General features: G+C 60.4%; 20 protein-coding genes. 18 read left to right on the top strand and 2 right to left on the bottom strand.

Going from position 1 to position 20,435, the window contains the following annotated elements; genetic code table 11:
* The 5 genes from ACOZK4_RS26030 to ACOZK4_RS26050 form a co-directional block, all read left to right on the top strand.
* Positions 1-321 (top strand): alpha/beta fold hydrolase (locus ACOZK4_RS26030; protein ID WP_421594553.1); only part of this gene is annotated, 321 nt, incomplete at its 5' end.
* Positions 314-703 carry a carboxymuconolactone decarboxylase family protein gene (locus ACOZK4_RS26035; protein ID WP_421594554.1) on the top strand — a complete coding sequence of 130 codons (390 nt, stop codon included), beginning with the start codon at positions 314-316 and terminating at the stop codon, positions 701-703. The genes ACOZK4_RS26030 and ACOZK4_RS26035, both read left to right, overlap by 8 nt.
* Positions 704-851: 148 nt before the next feature.
* Entirely contained in the window at positions 852-1,685 is an 834-nt protein-coding gene (locus ACOZK4_RS26040) for a transporter substrate-binding domain-containing protein (RefSeq protein WP_421594555.1), read from the top strand.
* A 57-nt stretch (positions 1,686-1,742) separates the two neighbouring features.
* Positions 1,743-2,717 carry an amino acid ABC transporter permease gene (locus tag ACOZK4_RS26045; protein ID WP_421594556.1) on the top strand — a complete coding sequence of 325 codons (975 nt, stop codon included), beginning with the start codon at positions 1,743-1,745 and terminating at the stop codon, positions 2,715-2,717.
* Positions 2,714-3,454, top strand: coding sequence for an amino acid ABC transporter ATP-binding protein (locus ACOZK4_RS26050; RefSeq protein ID WP_421594557.1), 741 nt, complete (start codon positions 2,714-2,716; stop codon positions 3,452-3,454). Before ACOZK4_RS26045 ends, ACOZK4_RS26050 begins: the two co-directional genes overlap by 4 nt.
* Positions 3,455-3,795: 341 nt before the next feature.
* Here the strand turns inward: ACOZK4_RS26050 and ACOZK4_RS26055 are convergent, their stop codons facing one another.
* Positions 3,796-4,665 carry a LysR family transcriptional regulator gene (locus ACOZK4_RS26055; protein WP_421594558.1) on the bottom strand — a complete coding sequence of 290 codons (870 nt, stop codon included), beginning with the start codon at positions 4,663-4,665 and terminating at the stop codon, positions 3,796-3,798.
* Positions 4,666-4,906: 241 nt separating this feature from the next.
* On the opposite strand from ACOZK4_RS26055, the gene ACOZK4_RS26060 reads away from it, so the two are divergent.
* Genes ACOZK4_RS26060 through ACOZK4_RS26075 form a run of 4 tightly spaced genes read left to right on the top strand, consistent with a single transcriptional unit; the run spans position 4,907 to position 9,482 of the window.
* The gene (locus ACOZK4_RS26060) at positions 4,907-6,025 is read left to right on the top strand and encodes a betaine/proline/choline family ABC transporter ATP-binding protein (protein ID WP_421594559.1); all 1,119 of its coding nucleotides are present in this window, start codon (positions 4,907-4,909) and stop codon (positions 6,023-6,025) included.
* A gap of 14 nt (positions 6,026-6,039) precedes the next feature.
* Complete coding sequence (locus tag ACOZK4_RS26065) at positions 6,040-7,272, top strand: ABC transporter permease (RefSeq protein ID WP_421594560.1); 1,233 nt, start codon at positions 6,040-6,042, stop codon at positions 7,270-7,272.
* The gene (locus tag ACOZK4_RS26070) at positions 7,232-8,326 is read left to right on the top strand and encodes a glycine betaine ABC transporter substrate-binding protein (protein WP_421594561.1); all 1,095 of its coding nucleotides are present in this window, start codon (positions 7,232-7,234) and stop codon (positions 8,324-8,326) included. Before ACOZK4_RS26065 ends, ACOZK4_RS26070 begins: the two co-directional genes overlap by 41 nt.
* Before the next feature lie 22 nt (positions 8,327-8,348).
* Positions 8,349-9,482, top strand: coding sequence for an LLM class flavin-dependent oxidoreductase (locus ACOZK4_RS26075; protein ID WP_421594562.1), 1,134 nt, complete (start codon positions 8,349-8,351; stop codon positions 9,480-9,482).
* Between the two features lie 208 nt (positions 9,483-9,690).
* Here ACOZK4_RS26075 and ACOZK4_RS26080 read toward each other — a convergent pair whose 3' ends face one another.
* Entirely contained in the window at positions 9,691-10,338 is a 648-nt protein-coding gene (locus ACOZK4_RS26080) for a TetR/AcrR family transcriptional regulator (RefSeq protein WP_421594563.1), read from the bottom strand.
* A gap of 226 nt (positions 10,339-10,564) precedes the next feature.
* Between ACOZK4_RS26080 and ACOZK4_RS26085 the strand changes: the two genes are divergently transcribed.
* From ACOZK4_RS26085 to ACOZK4_RS26125, 9 genes are all read left to right on the top strand, one after another.
* Positions 10,565-12,157 carry an ABC transporter substrate-binding protein gene (locus ACOZK4_RS26085; protein WP_421594564.1) on the top strand — a complete coding sequence of 531 codons (1,593 nt, stop codon included), beginning with the start codon at positions 10,565-10,567 and terminating at the stop codon, positions 12,155-12,157.
* Between the two features lie 103 nt (positions 12,158-12,260).
* Positions 12,261-13,280, top strand: coding sequence for a flavin reductase (locus tag ACOZK4_RS26090; protein WP_421594565.1), 1,020 nt, complete (start codon positions 12,261-12,263; stop codon positions 13,278-13,280).
* 27 nt (positions 13,281-13,307) lie between these two features.
* The gene (locus ACOZK4_RS26095) at positions 13,308-14,333 is read left to right on the top strand and encodes an LLM class flavin-dependent oxidoreductase (RefSeq protein ID WP_421594566.1); all 1,026 of its coding nucleotides are present in this window, start codon (positions 13,308-13,310) and stop codon (positions 14,331-14,333) included.
* Positions 14,330-14,587 (top strand): tautomerase family protein, encoded by a 258-nt coding sequence (locus tag ACOZK4_RS26100; RefSeq protein ID WP_421594567.1) that lies wholly within the window; start codon positions 14,330-14,332, stop codon positions 14,585-14,587. The genes ACOZK4_RS26095 and ACOZK4_RS26100 overlap by 4 nt, the downstream gene beginning before the upstream one ends.
* An 11-nt stretch (positions 14,588-14,598) precedes the next feature.
* On the top strand, positions 14,599-15,375 hold the full coding sequence (locus tag ACOZK4_RS26105) for an alpha/beta fold hydrolase (RefSeq protein ID WP_421594568.1): 777 nt from the start codon (positions 14,599-14,601) through the stop codon (positions 15,373-15,375).
* Between the two features lie 76 nt (positions 15,376-15,451).
* Positions 15,452-16,405 carry an ABC transporter permease gene (locus tag ACOZK4_RS26110; RefSeq protein WP_421594569.1) on the top strand — a complete coding sequence of 318 codons (954 nt, stop codon included), beginning with the start codon at positions 15,452-15,454 and terminating at the stop codon, positions 16,403-16,405.
* A 38-nt stretch (positions 16,406-16,443) separates the two neighbouring features.
* Entirely contained in the window at positions 16,444-17,331 is an 888-nt protein-coding gene (locus ACOZK4_RS26115; protein WP_421594570.1) for an ABC transporter permease, read from the top strand.
* Positions 17,332-17,338: 7 nt separating this feature from the next.
* On the top strand, positions 17,339-18,949 hold the full coding sequence (locus ACOZK4_RS26120; RefSeq protein ID WP_421594571.1) for an ABC transporter ATP-binding protein: 1,611 nt from the start codon (positions 17,339-17,341) through the stop codon (positions 18,947-18,949).
* Between the two features lie 22 nt (positions 18,950-18,971).
* Positions 18,972-20,417: an NAD-dependent succinate-semialdehyde dehydrogenase gene (locus ACOZK4_RS26125; protein WP_421594572.1), complete on the top strand. Its 1,446-nt coding sequence runs from the start codon at positions 18,972-18,974 to the stop codon at positions 20,415-20,417.
* Positions 20,418-20,435 lie beyond the last annotated feature (18 nt).

The raw sequence follows: 20,435 nt of genomic DNA on the forward strand, positions 1-20,435 counted from the left end.
AAGAACCCCGAAATCATCGACCGGCTTCGCGCGCGCGATGCGGAAAACGATCCGGATTGCTACGCGTCCGCCTACAGGGTGCTTGCCGAAACCGATTTTGGCGGTTTTATCGACCAGATTCGCTGCCCGACTTTGATTGCCACCGGCGAGGACGATGCGGGGTCCAATCCGCGCATGGCCCGCTACATGCATGAGCGTATCCCGGGATCGCGGCTTCTCATTTTTCCCGGCCTTCGCCATTCCATCCTCATCGAGGCACCGGATGTCGTGGCGGACGCCGTCAGCGATTTCCTGATGCATACGGAGGCGGCACATGGATAGATCCTTGCGGGAAAAGGGGGAGACCATCCGGCGGCGCGTGTTGGGCGACGATTATGTCGACCGGGCGATGAACCAGGCCGATCAGTTTTCGGCTCCCCTCCAGGACGTGCTGAACGAGTATTGTTGGGGAATGGCGTGGACAGATGACGGCCTGGACCTCAAACAGCGCAGCCTTCTCAACCTCGGTATGCTCGTGGCAAGCAATCGCATGCACGAGTTCGGCCTCCACTTCCGAGGGGCAATTCGCAACGGGTTGACGGAAAGGGAGCTTCAGGCCGCGCTGGTCCAGATTGCGGTCTATTGCGGAGTGCCGGCCGGCGTGGAGGCCTTCCGCGTAGCCCGTGCCGTGAGGGCGGAAATGGCCGATGAGGGCGCGATTTGACTTCCGTCATTTCGATGGATCCAGCCGGCAGACGCTGCTTGGTAACACCGGAAGACGCATGGGGCAGCAAGCCTCAAGATCACCAGCAACGGCAGAGAGAGGAACTCGCGCCGTCGATGAAACGACAACAGTCAGAGGGAACAAACGCATGATCAACACTTCGACCTTTGCGGCTCTCGCCGCCTCTCTCGCACTTTCGCTGGCCGCCATGCCGGCCAATGCCGGCGCGGTGCTCGACCGTGTGCTCGCAGCCAAGACGCTGAAGGTGGCCACCGACGCCAACTGGGCGCCCCAGTCTTTCGTCAACGACAAGAACGAGATGGACGGCTTCGACGTCGACGTCGCGAAGGAGGTTGGCAAGCACCTCGGCGTATCCGTCGAATTCGTCACGCCCGGCTGGGATATCATCACGGCCGGCAACTGGCAGGGTCGGTGGGATATGCATATCGGCTCGATGACCCCGACCAAGGCGCGCGGCGAACTCTTCGACTTCCCCGCCGTCTATTACTACACGCCTGCCGCCGTTGCCGTGCACAAGGACAACAAGGCCGAAAAGCTGGCTGATCTCGAAGGGAAAAGGATCGGTGTGACGGCAACGTCGACCTTCGAAGCCTATGCCAACCAGGATCTCACGTTGGATGCGGCCGGTGCGCCTGCCTTTACCTATGAGTTCAAGCCGGGTGAGGTGAAGTCCTACGCCAACTCCACAACCGCGTTCGACGATCTTCGCCTGGGCGACGGCACGCGTCTAGACGCCGTGGTCTCCTCGCTGCCGAGCATTCTTGACGCGCAGAAGGCGGGTTACCCGATCAAGCAGCTCGGCAAACCTGTTTTCTTCGAGCCTTTGGCGGTTGCCGTCGAAAAGGGCGACAAGGAGTTGAGCGAGAAGATTGCCGAGGCAATCAAGACTATCCAGACCGATGGCACGCTGAGCAAGCTGTCCGTCAAATGGTACGGTGTCGACTACACGGTCACGCAGTAACGCCCCGTCGGCGCGCGGCCCGATTTTCGGGCCGCGTACAATTATCAAGGAGGGATGATGCTGTATCCCGATACCGTCGAATCCGAAGTGCTCGTCCACAAGCCGTGGTTTGTCGCCACGCTGTTCGCCGCGGTTTTCGCCTTCTTTCTCTTATTCGACCTGACAGGAACCTCGTTGGGCGAGGTGATGAGGCCTGTGATCGGTGAACCGTCGCAGAGCGGTTTCTACGGACGCTTTGCCATCGCTTTCGTCATCGCCGTGATGTTCTGCCTCAACATCGTGCTGATCGGCTTTGCGTCGTTGAGAGTGCAGGTCGCTGTCGTCTGGTTCGAGTTGCTGCTGCTTTTTCTCGCCTTCTTCACGACCTTCGATCTCAGCCTGCCGTTCATCGCCGAAAAGCTGCCTTTCCTTGTCACACAGGGGCTTTTCACGACGATCTACGTGTCCGCCATATCGATCGTGATCGCCTCCTTCATCGCGATTCTCGGCTCGGTCGCCAAGCTTTCGAGCAACGGCTTCGCCTATGCGATCGCCAGCTTCTATACCTCCTTCTTCCGCGGCCTGCCGCTGCTGATGCAGGTCTACCTCATCTATCTCGGCTTGCCGCAGCTCGGTTTCATCATCGACGCGGTACCGGCGGGCATCCTGGCGCTCTCCCTCTGCTACGGCGCCTACATGACGGAAATTTTCCGTTCGGGCATCCAGAGCATCGATCGTGGCCAATGGGAGGCCTCGCGCTCGATCGGCTTCGGCTTCGGCATCACCATGCGCAAGATCATCCTGCCGCAGGCGCTGCCCGTCATCATCCCGCCCACCGGCAACCAGTTCATCTCGATGCTAAAGGACAGTTCGCTCGTTTCGGTCATCGGCGTGTGGGAACTGATGTTCCTGGCGCGCACGCTCGGCCAGAAGTCGTTCCAGCACATGGAAATGCTGATCTCCGCCGCGATGCTCTACTGGGGCGTGTCGATCTGCCTCGAACTCATCCAGTCGCGCATCGAGCGTCATTATACGAGGAGCAAAGTCCGATGAGCGAAAAGATCATCGACGTCCGCAACGTCTCCAAATGGTACGGCGCGTTCCGGGTGCTGACCGATGTCAACCTTACGGTGGAAAAGGGCGAGCGCATTGTCATTTGCGGTCCCTCCGGCTCGGGAAAGTCGACGCTGATCCGTTGCTTCAACCGGCTGGAGGCCCACCAGGAAGGCGATATCGTCGTCAACGGTATTCCCCTGCACGATAAGATGCGCAATGTCGGGGAGGTGCGCAAAAACGTTGGCATGGTCTTCCAGCACTTCAACCTCTTTCCGCACATGACCGTGCTGATGAACTGCATGGTCGGGCCGATGTGGATTAAGGGCGTCTCGCAGGCCGAGGCCCGCAAGACTGCGCTGAAATTCCTCGAGCGCGTACGTATTCCCGAACAGGCGAACAAGTATCCAGTGCAACTTTCCGGCGGCCAGCAGCAGCGTGTGGCGATCGCCCGTTCGCTGTGCATGCAGCCGGCAGTTATGCTGTTCGATGAACCGACATCCGCGCTCGATCCGGAAATGGTTTCCGAAGTGCTCGACACTATGACGAGCCTGGCGCGCGACGGCATGACCATGGTCTGCGTCACCCACGAAATGGCCTTTGCCCGCGCCGTCGCCGACCGGGTAATCTTCATGAATGCGGGCCAGATCGTCGAACAGGGCAAGCCGGACGAGTTCTTCGGGAATCCGCAGCACGAGCGCACGAAGCTCTTTCTCAGCCAGATACTAAAACATTAAAGATCGATCGAAAGGCATTTGCTGTAACTACTGGTCTCAAGTTCGTATCCCTTCAAGAGCGCAAAAAATTCTGTCCTGCCTATACGTATCAGCATTGTCTTGACGGCGTCTGATGACGTTCTTGTCAATGGGTCGGCACCTTAGTTTGGCTAGCTGCTCAATTCGATCGTTGGCGTCATAACCTCTGTGTCGGGCACTCCGGCCCGAAGGGCGCTAGCCAAGAGCACTTGACTAATTGGTACGTATGTACGAAAGTATTTTGTACGTATGTACCAAACGAGGTCCTGTTGTTTCCCCCAGATAGGTACCTATCCGGCCTAAGCTTTCCCGCGAGGCCAAAATCAGCGCAGAGCGGAAAGCTCAAGTTCTTCCGCAGCCTGTCTGAACCCCGAATGCACTTCATCGAACCACGACCAGTTCTCGGTTCGAGCCGTGTTACGGGCGAGATAGGCGGTGCGGCGAAAGCGAGGAGCATCCTTCACTTCGAAAATCTGGCCGGCGTCCATTCGGTCCTTGGCGATCCGATACGGCAAATAGGCCGATCCGCCCCATTTCAGAATATGGTTCAAGGCGAAGACGCTGTTAGTGAACGTCACCACAGCTGTGTCATCAACCGGAAACGTCTCGGCGTGCCAGCGGCGGAACTCTTCGCCGTGATCGACATAGACGTACATCGGGTCCCACCGCATCAGGCCGCGCTCGACCGTCGCCACCTCGATGACGATATCTTCGAAAAGCGGGCTGATGGAAAAGCCGGTCGCCGGTGGCGCCTCATAGGCGATAGCGACGTCGACAATGGAGTTGATGATCCACGGACGCACCTCCGCCTCGCTCCCGCTCTCGACGTTCACCGCGACCGTCGGGCAGCGCGAGCGGGTGATATTGAGCCACAGTTCTCCCGCTCCGCTCCACAGCGCGTCGGTACAGCCAAGATTGCACACGTCGTCAAATCCGCTCGGCAGCGAGGTATCGTGACGAGCCTGGTTCCAGACCTGCATGAGGATCTGGGCGTGCTTGACGAATTTGGAACCAGTGGCTGTCAGCTCGGCGCCGGACTTGACCCGCCGCAGCAACTTCTGACCAAGCACATCTTCGAGCGCGTTGATGCGCGCCGTCACTGTCGACTGCGTGACGTTCAGCTTGGCGGCAGCCTTATTGAGATTGCCCGTTTCCATCACCACGAGAAACGTGTGCACGTGAGAAAGATTCATGTGTCCCGTCCCATTTGGAATGAATGAGAAAGTTCGAGAAATACGAATATAATTACCATAATAATTTGATTTACAGGATTATGGCTTTCTGTCAACTTTTCTTCATCCACCGGCCGCGAGGGGAAATTCTTCAGGACGGTCTTCATCTCGGGCTGGCATTGATGTGCTGGACGAGGCTCCGATCATGTCTTTGCAAGCCGATCACCCGGCTTCTGCAGCTTCGATCCGTCGATGAGGTCAAATGAACGCTGTACCTAAGATGCAGTTCGACACGTCGCATGCCGGCGAAGCTCGAGCGCCGGTTGTTTCCTGCCGGGACGTTTGGAAGGTCTTTGGACACCAGCCGGTCGTTGACGGGATTCTCGGCGACCTTCTTGCCGAGAGGATGGACGTGGAGCGCGCGCGACGGGAGCATGGCTGCGTCGTCGCGGTGAAAGGCGTCAGCTTCGACGTCCGTCCGTCCGAGGTTTTCTGCATCATGGGGCTTTCAGGTTCCGGAAAGTCGACCCTGATCCGGCACGTCAATCGCCTGATTGAGCCGACGGCAGGGGATATCCTAGTCAATGAGCGCTCAATTTCAGCTCTCGATGCCAGAGGCTTGCGGGAACTGCGGGCGCGAAAGATCGGGATGGTCTTCCAGAATGTGGCTCTCCTCCCGCACCGCACGGTGGAGGAGAATACCTATCTTCCGCTTGAATTGCGTGGCGAAACGGGCCTCGAAGCGCACGCTGCGGTCCAACGGGCCTTGTCCGTCGTTGGGCTTTCGGCGTGGGGAGATCGTTACCCGAGTGAACTGTCGGGCGGTATGCAGCAGCGCGTGGGATTGGCGCGGGCGCTTGCAGCGGACGCCGACATCCTGCTGATGGACGAACCGTTCAGCGCGCTCGATCCTTTGATCCGCAAGCAGTTGCAGACCGAGTTCCGGCGGCTTGTCAAAACACTCGGCAAGACGGCGCTTTTCATTACCCACGACCTCGACGAAGCGATCCGTATTGGTGACCGGATTGCGATCATGCGTGACGGGCAGATCGTGCAAACAGGAACGCCCGCCGAGATCGTGCTGTCGCCCGTCAATGAGTACGTCGCGCAATTCGTCGAGGGAATATCGCCGGTTCATTTCGTTGACGCCGAGCGCATCATGGTGCCTCCAACGCAGTATCCAGGGCATGCCGCAGCTCTTTTGGCCTCCGCCGTTCCGGAAGGTTGGCCGGTCTGCGAACGCAGCACACTGCTTGCCAGGCTCATCGCCCTGCAAACAGAGACTGATCGCCCGATCGCCGTGACCGATGGCGGTTTGGTGATCGGTGTTGTCGGGCCGCGTGAAATTCTGGTCGCCGTCGGCGGGCGCGGCAAGAGATAGGAGGAGATGTGACCATGGTCTTTCAGCCCGCCGATCCCGCAACGTTGACCGCAGCAGTGCCGGCACGCCAAAGCAACCGAAAACCGGTCGTCCTCCATTTTGCCGGTCTTCTGGTCGGACCTCTCTGCGTTTCAGCGCGGCCAAGACGTTTCCTGCTGCTTTATCTGCTCGCGGATGGCGCAGCGATGTGGTTCGCGATGCAGGGTCTTTTCGGCAGCATGTTTCTCGTCTTTGGCCTCTCGCGCGCGGCGGCGATCGCGTTGGCACGGTTTGCCGGGCCGGAGACGAAATTCCGTCGTGAGGTCTCGGCGTGGCAGCCGTGGATCGAACTGTCGCTCTATGTTTTCAGCCTAGCCACTATCGCTATTGCCAACATGACCGGGCCGATCGCAGCGCAGCTTTCCACATTTCCATCGTCGCAGGTTGTGCGCGGCACAGCCGCAGCCTCGATCGATGCGGCGGTCACGTATCTCACCGTGCAGGGCGATGTCTTCTTTCGCATCGTGACACGCTGGCTTCTGGCGCTTCTGAAGGGATTGGAGAATGTCCTGACATTGGCGCCTTGGCCTGTCCTTTTTGCCGTCGTCGGATTTGCCGCCTGGAAGCGGGGCGGGGCAGGGCTGCTCGTCTTGGTCTGGATGGCGCTCGGTTATCTGGGGCTGTTCGGATATTGGGCGGAGGCACTGCAGACTTCGGCACTGGTGTTGGCGTCGCTCTGTGTGTGTGTCGTCATCGGTATCCCCGCCGGGATTCTTCTTGCGAAAAGTCCGACCAGCCGCGCCATAGCATCACCAGTCCTTGACCTGATGCAGACCATGCCGAGCTTTGTCTATCTGTTGCCGGCAGTCGCATTTTTCTCCATTGGCAAGCCGCCGGCGCTGATCGCGACGGTGATCTTCGCGCTGCCGCCTCTGGTCCGGCTCACCTGCCTCGGCATCGAGCAGGTTCCGTTGCATGTTCGTGAAGCGATGCAGGCGCATGGGGCCACGCCCTTGCAGATGCTGCTCAAGGCGGAACTTCCCCTGGCGCTGCCCTCCATCCGCACAGGCATCAACCAGACGATCATGATGTGCTTGTCGATGGTGGTCGTTGCCGCGCTGATCGGCGGTGGCGGGCTCGGCTATAACGTCCTCTTCGCACTGCAGAACGTCCAATACGGCGAAGGCATCCTCGCGGGCCTCGCAATCGTCTTCTGTGCCGTGCTGTTTGATCGCCTGGCGGGCAGCGGCCGCAAGACAGATCTTTGAATCCATTCCAATCAACAAGGGGAACAATGACATGCAGTTAAAGAAACGGATCCGTGCGCTTGCTCTTACCGGCGTCCTTGCGCTCATTCAGCCGCTTGCGGCAGGTGCCGGAGAAAAGATCGTCCTGGCCGATCTCACCTGGGACGAGCCGAGAGCGGTGAACGCGGTTCTCGCCGAAATCCTTACCAACACCTACGGGGCCGAGGTCAGTCTTATCGCGGCCGATCAGACAGCGATCTTCGCTGCGATGGGAAAGGGCGACGGTTCGGTGGATGTGCATCCGGCGGTCTGGTCTGGCGCGCAGCAGAGCAATATCGACCGTTTCGTCACCAGCGAGGGTAAGGTGAGGTTGAATGCCAAGCCCTACGATGCCACTGACGGATTCTATGTCCCGAAATTCTTCGCCGAACAGCACGGCATCAAGTCGATTGAGGATTTGAAGAAGCCGGAAATCGCCGCGCTCTTCGATATCAATGGCGACGGCCGCGGCGACTATTGGCCGGGTGCCCCGGGCTGGGGCGTTACGAACATCTATCGGGTCAAGGGTGTGAGCTATGGACTGGAAGAGTTCTACGACCCGATCGTTGCCTCTGATGCTCTGATGAAGACGCAGCTTGCCAGCGTCGAGGCAAAGAAGACGAACGGCCTGCTGTTCTATTATTGGAAACCGGAAGCCCTGCATCAGGCCTATGAACTGACACAGCTTGAAGAGCCGGCCTTCGATGGCTTTGCCATGGAAAGCAAGAAGGCCACACCGGAGTACAAGGCCGATGGTTGCTACAACTATGTCGACCCGAAAGAGTCGCCGGATTGGTTGAAGCAGAGCCGCATTACCTGTGCGACGCCGCCGCAGCCGATCTATATCGCCTACTCCTCCTCGCTTGAGGAACGTGCGCCGGAAATTGCAGCCTTCCTGAACAAAGTTGCGATCGAGCCGAGCGAAGTCGGTGCGTGGATCTACGCCATGACGATCGACAAGAAAGACCCTGCCACCGTAGCCAAGGAGTGGGTTTCGGCAAATCCGGAGCGCGTCAAATCCTGGACTGGCAAGTAGGCGCTATCACAACGACCTTTTCATGCGCCGCCCGGCTTGCAAGCCGGGTGGTGATTCCCCGGCACGCCAAGGTCGTTCATGTGCGGCGTTCCAACGAGTAACAGCAAGGGAGCACTTCTCCGTGGATTTCAATTATTTCCTGACCAGCTATCTCCCGACGAAGGAGTTCGGCGGCGAACGGCTCTACAGCGACATGATCGATCAAGCGCTTCTTGCGGAGCGCCTCGGGTTTCGCTCCGTTTCCATCCCCGAACATCACTTGGTCAATGTCCTCCTGGTGCCTTCCCCGCTGCAAATGGCCGTCAAGATTGCGAGCATGACGAACCGCATCGAGATCACGACGGCGATCGTCGTGTTGCCGGTCCGTGACATGCGCATCTTTGCGGGCGAAGTGGTGCAGGCGGATATCCTGTGCAATGGCCGCCTTGTGCTTGGCGTCGGTCGTGGTGCCTTTGCCTACGAGGTTGAACGACTGGGCACGCCGATCGCCGAAACGAGGAAGAAATTCGACGAATCCTTCGATGTGCTCTGCGCCCTCCTGTCGCGAGAAGAGGTTTCCTGGGACGGCGAATACTATCGCTTCGAGCCGATTACCATCATGCCAAGGCCGGCGCGGCCGATCCCGATGATGGTCGCGGCCATGGCGCCGGAGGCGATCTACGCCGCCGCAAGCCGCGGGCTGAGCGTCCAGACGACGCCGCTCCAGGAATCGAATTCCGTTCTGCTGGAACAGGTGGATGCGTTCAAGCGCGGCAAGGCGGCGGCCGGGAAAAAAGGCAAGAACAGCCGGCTGTCCTTGCAGCGTGTTGCCTATGCCGCGCGGGATGACGCCGATGCAAAACGCTGCGTCGCGTTGATCCATGAGTACTACAAGCGGTTCGACAACGTCTTTTCCGGCCCAGGCATCGTCAACAAGGGGCTGATTGAGCCGCTTCCCCGCAAGCAGACGGTGGAGGAGCTGGAACGCAACGTTCTCGTGTGTCCGCCGGCCGAAATGGTCGATCGCCTGGGAGCCTATGAAGAGGCCGGCATTGATGAGGTCATCCTCAGTGGCGGCTTCGGCCAGAGCCAGGCGGACATGCTTGAGATGATGCACCGCTTCGCATCCGAGGTCGCACCGCACTTTTCTAAGAGCAACCTGAACGCAGTCGCTTGATCGGAAAATCCCATGAACGTGTCGAGCCTGAAACTATCTTTGTGGCAACGAATATTGGTAGCGCGCCCGCTTGCGGAGGCAAGTTCTCGTCGTGGTCGCTGGTCGCCGCTTTTCGTGCCTTTGCCGATCGGAGATTGCGATACGGCCGCGCTCGGTTTGGAGCGGGCTGCGACAGGGTCCAGGCAGAAGCCGGAAAGCACCGTGGCGTTCAGTTCGTCGGTTGAGTAACGGAGTGTTCCGCAGCTGGGAGGACTGCGTTGACCAGTCGGATACAGCCTTCCAGCCCGTTGCGAATGGATGCATCGTTATGATGACGTTCCCAGTCGAGCCAAAGGCCGTCGAGCATTGCCATTATGCTGTCGGCGAGGAGGGTTACGTCCCCCTCGCTGCCCTGCCTTTCCTCTCGCACCTTCTGAAGCACGTCCAAGAGATTCAGTCGGTAGCGGTCGTAAAGTTCACGCTCGGTTTCCGCAATTTGCGCATGGGAAAGTGCCGCCGACCAGAGATCGACACGCACACGCAGATATTCGTGTTTCAGGAAAGCCGGACTGAAGCCTGTGCCAAGAAAGGCCTTCAGCTGCTCGATCGGCGTTTTCGAGGAACGGCCGACGTCCTGAAACGTCGCGTCCAGCAGGGTTCGAGATGCATAGCGGTAGGTCTCGACCAACACCTCGTTCATATCCTTGAAGTGGTAGGTGATGTGGCCCAGCGAGATATTCGAGTGCTCGGCGATTTTCCGCGCGGTCAGCTTCGCATATCCGACGTCCTGGATGCACTGAAAGGCCGCCTCGATGATTTCCGCCCGCCGATCCTCCGAGGAGCGAAAGGTGCGTTGCTTCTTCTTGGCTTCAGTCACGCTGCATCCTCTTCATCTGTCCGCGCCCCATATTCATCGCACATCGCGCTCCAGGCAAGAGCATGGCGTCGCGCATTCGCGGCCCGTTCAATCAACCGTCTCCTAAGTCACACTTTCCGTATTGACAAGACGAATGGTACAGATGTACGAAATAGAAATCGTACGGATGTACAAATATTCGACGTTGCGGCCCTGCACTGAAGCGGCGCCATTGGGGGAGAAAGAAATGAGCAATTTCGACTGGGATCGTCTTTCCAAGCGCAACCTCTCCCGCCGAGGGGTTCTGAAGGGTGCGGCCGCCATCGGTGGCGCGGCAATGCTCGGCGGGCTCTCCCTGCCGGGGACGGCGCGGGCTGAGCCCGTGCGCGGTGGCACGCTGACGATGGGGCTGGGCGGCGCCAACACCACGGACACGCTCGACCCGGCTCTCGCCTGGGACGATTTCATGATGGCGCTGAGCTATGGCGGCCTGCGCAGCAATCTCATCGAACTCGATGCGGATGGCAATGCGGTCGGGGAGCTGGCAGAAAGCTGGGAATCGAGCGCGGACGCCAAGACCTGGATCTTCCGCCTGCGCAAGGGCGTCGAGTTCCACAATGGCAAATCGCTGGACGTCAATGACGTGATCGCGTCGATCAACCATCATCGTGGCGGGAAGACCACATCGCTTGCAAAGAGCATCTTTTCCCAGATTGCTGACGTAAAGGCAGAGGGTGCCACAAGCGTCCGAATCGAGCTTGCTGCCGGCAATGCCGATCTCGCCATTCTCCTTTCCGACTATCATCTCGGCGTCATGCCGGCGAATGCCGACGGCAGCGTCGACTGGCAGTCGGGCATGGGTACCGGTGGCTACAAGCTGGAAAGCTTCGAGGCGGGCGTGCGGGCCACCGCAACACGGTTTGCCAATTACTGGAAACAGGGGCGCGCCCACGTCGATGCGGTCGAGTTGATCGCGATCAACGACGTCACCGCGCGCCAGAGCGCGCTGGTCACCGGCCAGATCAACGTGATGAACCGCGTTGATCTGAAGACCATCGCCCTGCTGCAGCGCGCCGGCAAGGTGCGTGTCGATGAGGTGCAGGGCTATTGCCATGCCACCATGCCGATGCTGGTCGATATCAAGCCCTATGACGACAAGAACGTTCGCATGGCGCTGAAACATGCAATCGACCGTGAACAGTGGGTTGCGACGCTTTTGCAAGGGCATGGTGTCGTTGGAAACGACCACCCGATCCCGGCCAACCAACGCTATTTCAATGCTGAACTGCCGCAGCGTGCCTACGATCCGGACAAGGCGAAGCACTATCTGAAGCAGTCGGGCCTCGACAGCCTGTCAGTCGAGCTCAGCGCTTCTGACGCGGCGTTTGCGACTGCTGTCGATGCAGCCGTCGTGTTCAAGGAATCCGCTTCCGCCGCTGGGATAGACATCAACGTGAAGCGCGAGCCAAGCGACGGCTACTGGAGCAATGTGTGGGCGAAGAAGCCGTTCTGCACCTGCTACTGGACCGGTCGCCCGACCCCTGACGCCATCTTCTCGCTGATCTACGCCAAGGGCGCGTCCTTCGGCGATACGCATTGGGACAACGAGCGCTTCAATAGCCTTCTCCTCGAGGCGCGTGCAGAACTCGATGAGGTGAAGCGCAAGGACATGTATGGCGAGATGCAGGCCATCGTAAGCGACGACGGCGGCACCATCGTTCCGATGTTCATGAACTACGTCAATGGACTGGGCGAGGCGGTACAGACCCCCGAGCGCCAGAACGCCGATTTGCCGCTGGATGGCATGAAGGCGATTGAACGCTGGTGGGTTACGGCCTGACACAATCTCCTGCTCGCCCGCCGCCGTCTAAACGGCGGAAGCGGGGCGGGCGCTATCAGCCGGCGAAATCGGCCACGGCCAAACTTGAAATCGAGGACTTGGGATGACGCACACCTGGGTGGATGCGAACGACTGCGAGCGCCGTCTCTTCCGCGACATGCTTGGCTCCTTCATGACCGGCGTGACCGTGGTGTCGACACGCAGTGAGGATAGGACGGTTCGCGCCTTTACGGCCAACTCCTTCACCTCGGTATCGCTCGATCCACCGCTGGTGCTGGTGTGTCTCGCGAAAACCTCCGGCAGCTACGAGACTTTCGTCGCTGCCGAGAATTTCAGCATCAGCGTGCTGGGCGATTGGCAGCGCCAGATGTCGAATGCGTTCGCCTCGCGCGATCCGTCGATGAAGGCGGAGGCACTGGCAAGGCTCGCCGGCGCGGATGTGCCCTTCGTGGACGAAAGCCTGGCAACCATGATCTGCCGGCGCGACCGGGTCATCGATGCAGGCGATCACATCATCCTGCTCGGCGCAGTGAATCGTTTCCAGTCGAAGAACGGCCAGCCGCTCGGCTACTTCCGTGGCGGTTATGTCGGCTTCGGGCTTGCCGTGCGCGAGCTGGAACAGCTTGGCGCGCCTCTCTTCGTCGGAGGCCTTCTTGAACGCGACGGTAAAGTTCTGCTCTGCCGGCGGCAGGGCAGCGATCGCTGGGAATTGCCGGGAGCGGCACTTTCAGCCGGCGAGCAGCACACCGGCGTGCTGCGTTCGCTGTTTGCCCGCTTCGGCATTCCGGCGGAAGCCTCGCTTCTCTACTCCCTGTTCCAGGAGGTGGGCGAGCGGCGCACGACGATGATGTTTTCCGTCGAAAGCAATGGCGAGGCCGAGCCGGAAAGCGCGAACGGCATCGAGGCCCGCCTGTTCGGCGTTCAGGAACGCCCTTGGGAGCTGATCGACGGCGAGATGAAACAGGGCATGTTGCAGCGCTTCTTCCGGGAACGCGAGGCCGGCTGCTTCGGCATCTATTACGACACCGCTGACGGAGGCCGCGTTGTGGCCCTCGATGGCAAGCCGCGCCCCTGGGCCGAATGGCCGCCCGACCTGTCCGCAAAGCCGGCGACTGCCCGCTAGGACAGCAAGAAACGAGGACATATCACGATGGATTTCAACCACTTCCTATCCAGCTACCTGCCCGATCCCAGCTACGGGGGCACCCGGCTCTATCGCGACATGGTCGAACAGGCCGCGCAGGCCGAAAAATGCGGCTACCGCGGCGTGTCGATCCCGGAGCATCACTTGATCAACATCCTGCTCGTGCCGTCGCCATTGCAGCTCGCCGTCAAGATCGCTTCAGTTACGTCCCGCATCGAACTGGTGACCTCGATTGCGGTATTGCCGATCCGCGACATGCGGGTTTTCGCCGGTGAGGTGGTGCAGGCCGACATGCTCTGTGATGGGCGCCTGGTTCTCGGTGTCGGCCGTGGCGCCTTCGCGTATGAGGTCGACCGCCTCGGCACGCCGATCGAGAAGACCAAGAAGAAATTCGAGGAATCGCTTGCGGTGTTGGAAGCGCTGCTGACGCAGGAGGAGGTTTCCTGGGATGGCGATTACTACACGTTCGATCCGATCACCGTAATGCCGCGCCCCGAGCGGGTGATCCCACTGATGCTGGCCGTGATGGCGCCGGAAGGCATCTACCATACGGCGCGCAAGGGCTATCATGTGCAGACGACGCCGTTGCAGGCCTCTCATACGATTCTGCTGGAGCAGGTCAACGCCTTCCGCCGCGGCCAGATCGAAAGTGGCAAAGACAACCGCCTCGCACTTCAGCGCGGCATCTATCTCGCGCGTGACGCGGCGGATGCGCGTGCCAAACTCGAGCTTGCCTCCATCTACTACCAGCGTTTCGATAACGTCTATAGCGGTCCAGGCATCGTGGACAACGGCTGTATCCGTCCATTGCCGCGCAAGCAGACGATTGAGGAGCTCGGCCGCAGCCTGATCATTTGCGAGACGAACGAGATGATCGACCGTCTCGCGGCCTACTCGGAGGCCGGTATCGACGAGGTGATCGTCACTTCGAACTTTGGCCAGGAGCAATCCGAAACGCTGGACATGATGGCCCGGTTTTCATCCGAGGTCATGCCGCAGCTTTCCGGAATTCGCCAGAAATCCGTCGCGTGAATGCGACATCTCAACCCAACAATCGAGGAATGACCATGCCCGTAATCAAGATCGAAATGTTTCCCGGCCGTACGCTCGAACAGAAGCGCGCCATCGCGAAGGCAGTCAACGACAGCTTCGTTGAATCCGCCAAGGCAACGCCGCAGTCGGTCCACATCATCTTCAGCGAGATCGCGCAGGACGATTGGGCTGTTGCCGGAGAGCTTTGCTCGGATCGGGCTGCAGCTGCCGCCGCGTTAGCCGAAAAGAAGTGAGGCTTTCCACGATGAGCAAGGCAATTGATTGCGCCTATGCGATCGAGGGGCAGGGGCCTGCGCTGTTCCTGATCCATGGTATCGGTGCACGCAAGACAGGCTGGACGAAGATCGTCGAGCAGCTGAAAGATCAGTTCACCTGCATTTCCTATGACCTGCGCGGCCATGGTGGTTCGCCGCTTCCCGAGGGCCGCTTCGGTCTCGACGATCTGGTCGACGACCTGGAGGCGCTGCGCGCCAAGCTTGGCATCGAGACGGCGCATTTCGCCGGACACTCGCTGGGCGGCATGATCGGCCCGGCCTATGCGCGCCGTCATCCCGAGCGGGTGCTTTCGCTCGGCCTGCTGTCGACGGCAGCATTTCGCACCGAAGACGACAGTTCCAAGGTGAAGGCCGTCGTCACCGCGATGCGCGAGAAGGGTATTCCCCAGGTTCTCGATACGCTGACGGCGCGCTGGTTCACAGACGATTTCGCAGCCGCTCGGCCGGATGTCATCGAATGGCGTAAGAAGCAGGTTGTCGATACCGACGGGGACGTGTTCCTGAACGTCTTCGACATCTACGCCGAGACGGAAATGAGCCCGTGGCTGCACGAGGTGAGCGCGCCCACGCTGGTGCTTACGGGCGAACTCGACGGCGGCTGCAATCCGCGGCTCAACAAACAGATCGCCGAAGCGCTGCCGAATTCCGAACTGATCATCCTCGATGGCCTCAAGCACGCCATCCTGATCGAAGCTTCTGAGCGGGTTGGCCGACCGATGAAGGCCTTCCTGCAACAACACGCCTGATCGGCGTGGACTGCGCACGGCGCGCATCGCCGTGCGCAGTTATTTCAAACAGCGGCAAGTGTGAACGGGATCGGTCATGCGCAACATTCTTGTTCTCATCGCCAATCGGTTGGCGACCGGCGTGCTCACGCTCTGGATCGTATCGGTGATCATTTTTCTCGGCGTGTCCGCCTTGCCCGGCGACATCGCGACCGAAGTACTGGGCCAGGGGGCATCGCCCGAGACGGTCGCCGCCTTCCGCATCCAGCTTGGCCTCGACCTGCCGCTGCATGAGCGCTATGTCGCCTGGCTTTCCGGCATCCTGCACGGCGATTTCGGCACATCGCTCGCCAACCACCGACCGATCGGCGATCTCGTCTTCGGCCGCCTGTCGAGCACGCTGGAGCTGGCGCTTCTGGCCGCCGTCATGGCTGTGCCCCTTGCGCTCGCACTCGGCATCCTTGCCGCGCTCTACCGCAACGGTGTCTTCGATCGCGCAATCAACATGCTGACGCTGACATCGATCTCCTTTCCCGAATTCTTCGTCGCCTATGTGCTGATCCTGTTCCTTTCGGTGAAGGCAGGTCTGCTGCCCAGCCTTGCCGGTTCCAGCGACGGCACGGTTCTCGGGCGCGTCGAGGGCATGATCCTGCCGGCCTTGACGCTGACGCTGGTGGTCGTGGCCCATATGATGCGCATGACGCGCGCCGCGTTGATTGGAGTGCTCGCCAGTCCCTATATCGAGATGGCCAAGCTGAAGGGCGTTTCGCCCCTCGGCATCATAACGCGCCATGCCCTGCCGAATGCGCTTGCCCCGATCATCAACGTCGTGGTGCTGAACCTCGCCTATTTGATTGTCGGCGTGGTCGTCGTCGAGGTGGTGTTCGTCTATCCCGGTCTCGGCCAGCTGATGGTCGACAGCGTCCAGAAGCGCGACATTCCGGTGGTGCAGGCGTGCAGCCTGATCTTCGCCGCAACCTACATCCTCCTCAACCTGACGGCCGATATTCTCGCAACGGCGACAAATCCACGCCTGTTGCATCGCCGATGAAACGCCGAGAGACCATGCTTCTTCCCAAGGAACCGTCCATGACTGCACTTGCGCGCGGCAGCGCCGTGTCGTCCGCAACAGGCGGACGGCTTTCCCCCAACTGGCTGAAAGCACTTGCGGCAGCCCCGCTGAGCGCAAAGCTGGGCCTCTTCATCGTCATTTTCTATGTCGGGCTCGCCCTTCTGGCGCCCTGGATCAGCCCCTATGGCGAGGCAGAAATCGTCGGGCCGCAATTTTCGGCATGGAGCAGCGAATTTCTGCTCGGCACCGACAATCTCGGCCGCGACATGCTGAGCCGGCTGATTTTTGGCGCACGAAACACCGTCGGGATCGCCTTTGCAGCGACGCTGCTGGCTTTCGCAGTCGGCGGAACGCTGGGCATTTTTTCAGTGGTGGCGGGTGGGTGGCCGGATCATTTGCTGTCACGCACCGTCGATGTGTTGATGGCGATACCACAGCTGATCTTTTCCATGTTTCTTCTGACGATCTTCGGCATGTCCATTCCGGTGTTGATCGTCGTCATCGCGCTGGTCGATTCCACCCGTGTCTTTCGTCTGGCGCGCGCGCTCGCCATGAACGTAACGGTGATGGATTATATCGACGTGGCGCGGCTGCGCGGCGAAAGCCGGCTCTGGATCATGCGCCGCGAGATCTTGCCGAATATCCTGTCGCCGCTCGTCGCCGAGTTCGGCCTGCGCTTCTGCTTCGTCTTCCTGATGATCAGCGCCTTGAGTTTCCTCGGCCTCGGCATCCAGCCGCCCACGGCGGACTGGGGCTCGATGGTGCGCGACAATGCGACCCTCATCACCTATGGCGACGTCACGCCGCTGCTGCCGGCCGCCGCGATCGCCGTGCTAACGATCGGCATCAACTACGTCGTCGACTGGTTCTTAGATAAATCCAGCGGCCTACGCGATGGACAGTGAGGCTCATATGGCGAAGCCCGGTATTCTTCTCGATGTGCGCGATCTCAGGATCGAAGGCGAAAGCGGCGGCCGGTGGCAGGAGATCGTCAAAGGGGTTTCCTTCCGGCTCGATCGTGGTGAGGTGCTCGGCCTGATCGGCGAATCCGGCGCGGGGAAATCCACCATAGGCCTGGCCGCGCTCGGCTATGCGCGCCCAGGCTGCCGCTTTTCCGGCGGGCAGGTCCTGTTCGAAGGGCGCGATCTCCTTCGCATGTCCGAAAAGGAGCTGAGGCGGCTGCGGGGCATGCGGATCGCCTATGTCGCACAGTCGGCTGCGGCCTATTTCAATCCGGCGCATCGCTTGATCGACCAGTTCATCGAAGTGCTGGCGGTGCATGGTTTCTCCGATCGTGCCGCCGCGGCGACCAAGGCGCGCGAACTCTATCGGCGCCTCGGCCTGCCCGATGCGGAGCAATTTGGGCAACGCTATCCGCACCAGGTTTCGGGCGGACAGTTGCAACGGGCGATGATTGCGATGGCGATGGCCGGCGATCCGGATCTCATCGTCTTTGACGAACCGACGACAGCACTTGACGTCACCACCCAGGTCGGCGTGCTCATGGCTGTGCGCAGTGCCGTGCGAGGGTCGAAGACGGCTGCGCTCTATATCACGCATGATCTTGCGGTGGTGGCGCAGGTCGCGGACCGGATCATGGTGCTTCGGCACGGCGAGACCGTTGAGGAAGCCGGGACACGGGCGCTCCTCGACACACCCGGCCAGGACTATACGCGCCGTCTTCTGGCTGCCGATCCGGCCATTCGCCCTCAGCGCACCGCAGATGCGCATCTGCTCGAAATCGCCGGTCTGTCGGCCTCCTATGGCGCACGGCGCGTGCTTGACAGCATTTCCATCCGTGTGCCGAAGGGCCGCACGATGGCGATCGTCGGAGAATCCGGATCCGGAAAGTCGACGCTGGCGCGGGTCATCACCGGCCTGCTTGTGCCCGATACCGGCACCCTGCGCTTTGATGGCGCGACGCTTTCGGGCGGGATCAACCAGCGCGACCGCGAAACGCTGCGCCGCATTCAGCTGATCCACCAGATTCCGGACACGGCGCTCAACCCGCGTCAGAAGATTTCCGAGATATTGGGGCGTCCGCTGGGGTTCTACGGCGGTCTGAAAAGTGAAGCCGTTGCGGGGCAGGTGGCACGGCTGCTGGAGCAGGTCGAGCTCTCGCCGACGCTTGCCGAGCGGTTTCCCGGCGAGCTTTCCGGCGGACAGAAACAACGCATCTGCATCGCCCGCGCGATTGCGGCCGATCCCGACCTGATTATTTGCGACGAGGTGACATCGGGACTCGATCCGCTGGTGGCGGAGGGAATACTGGATTTGCTTTCCACCCTGCAAAAGCAGAGTGGAAAGACCTATCTGTTCATTACGCATGACCTGAAGATCGTCGCCGCGATCGCCGACACGGTGGTCGTCATGAAAGATGGCGAGGTGGTCGAGCAGAACGAACGGGACGCGGTGCTGCAAAATCCGAGTAGCGACTACACGGAATGCCTCATCGCGTCCGTTCCCCAGATGCATGGTGGCTGGCTGGACGCGCTGATTGCGCGCCAGGGCGGCACCCCGTGAAACTTTGAAGACGGAGATTTCAATGACGATCGAAAACCAGGCCTATTGCGACACCAAGCTTTTGATCAACGGTGAATGGCGAAATGCAACGGACGGCGCGACGTTGCCGGTATTCGATCCGGCGACCGGCGAAGCGATCGGCAAGGTATCGAAGGCGACCCGGGCCGATCTCGAGGCCGCCGTTTCTGCCGCTTCTGCCGGTTTCGAGGCATGGCGCGCCGTATCTGCCTATGAGCGATCGAAGATCATGCGTAAGGCCGCCGATATTCTGAGGGAGCGCAAGGAGCGGATCGCCGTTCTGATGACCCGTGAACAGGGCAAGCCGCTGAACGAAGCGCTTGGCGAAATCGGCGCGGCCAGCGATCTCATCGAATGGTTTGCGGAGGAGGGCCGGCGCGCCTATGGCCAGGTGATCCCGGGCCGCAGTTCCAACGTTTCCCAGAGCACGATCAAGCTTCCCGTCGGCCCGGCCGCTGCCTTCACGCCGTGGAATTTCCCGATCAACCAGATCGTTCGCAAACTGTCGGCGGCGCTTGCCGCCGGTTGCTCGATTATCGTCAAGGCGCCGGAAGAGACACCAGCCGCGCCCGCGGAACTGCTCCGGGCCTTCGTCGATGCCGGTGTGCCGGCTGGTGTCGTTGGTCTGGTCTTCGGCGTGCCGGCGGAGATATCCGAATATCTCATCTCGCATCCGGTTATCCGCAAGATCTCCTTCACGGGGTCAACGCCGGTTGGCAAGCAACTCGCCTCGCTTGCAGGCCTCCACATGAAGCGGGCGACGATGGAGCTCGGCGGTCATGCCCCGGCAATCGTCCTCGACGATGCGGATGTCGCCAAGGCAGTGCAGGTTCTTTCCTTCTCGAAGTTTCGCAATGCGGGCCAGGTCTGTGTTTCGCCCACGCGCTTTCTGGTCCAGGAAAAGGTGTTCGACCAGTTCCTCGATGGCTTTGTCGAAGCCGCCCGCGCCATTAAGATCGGTAACGGACTGGAAAAGGACGTCACGATGGGGCCGCTCGCCAACGAACGGCGGATCCCGGCCCTCGAGTCGCTCATCAGCGATGCCGTGGAACGGGGTGGAAGGCTGGTTACCGGCGGGCGCCGGATTGGCAACAAGGGCAACTTCTTCGAGGCGACGGTGCTTACCAACGTGCCGATCGACGCCTGCGTGATGAACGAAGAACCGTTCGGTCCGCTCGCGATCATCAATCCGGTGAAGCACCTCGACGCGGCGATCGAAGAGGCCAACCGACTGCCATTCGGCCTAGCTTCCTATGCTTTTACCACGTCGATCGAAAATGCACAGGCGCTCGCGACGCGCGTCGAGGCGGGCATGACGACGATCAATCACAACGGCCTTGCGCTGCCTGAAGTGCCTTTCGGAGGCATAAAGGATTCCGGCTACGGCAACGAAGGTGGTTCAGAGGCGATCGACGCTTATCTCGTGACGAAGTTCATCTCAGTGACCTGAGTAGTGTGGACGGAGATG

The organism is Shinella sp. M27, assembly GCF_049199905.1.
Classification (GTDB): domain Bacteria; phylum Pseudomonadota; class Alphaproteobacteria; order Rhizobiales; family Rhizobiaceae; genus Shinella.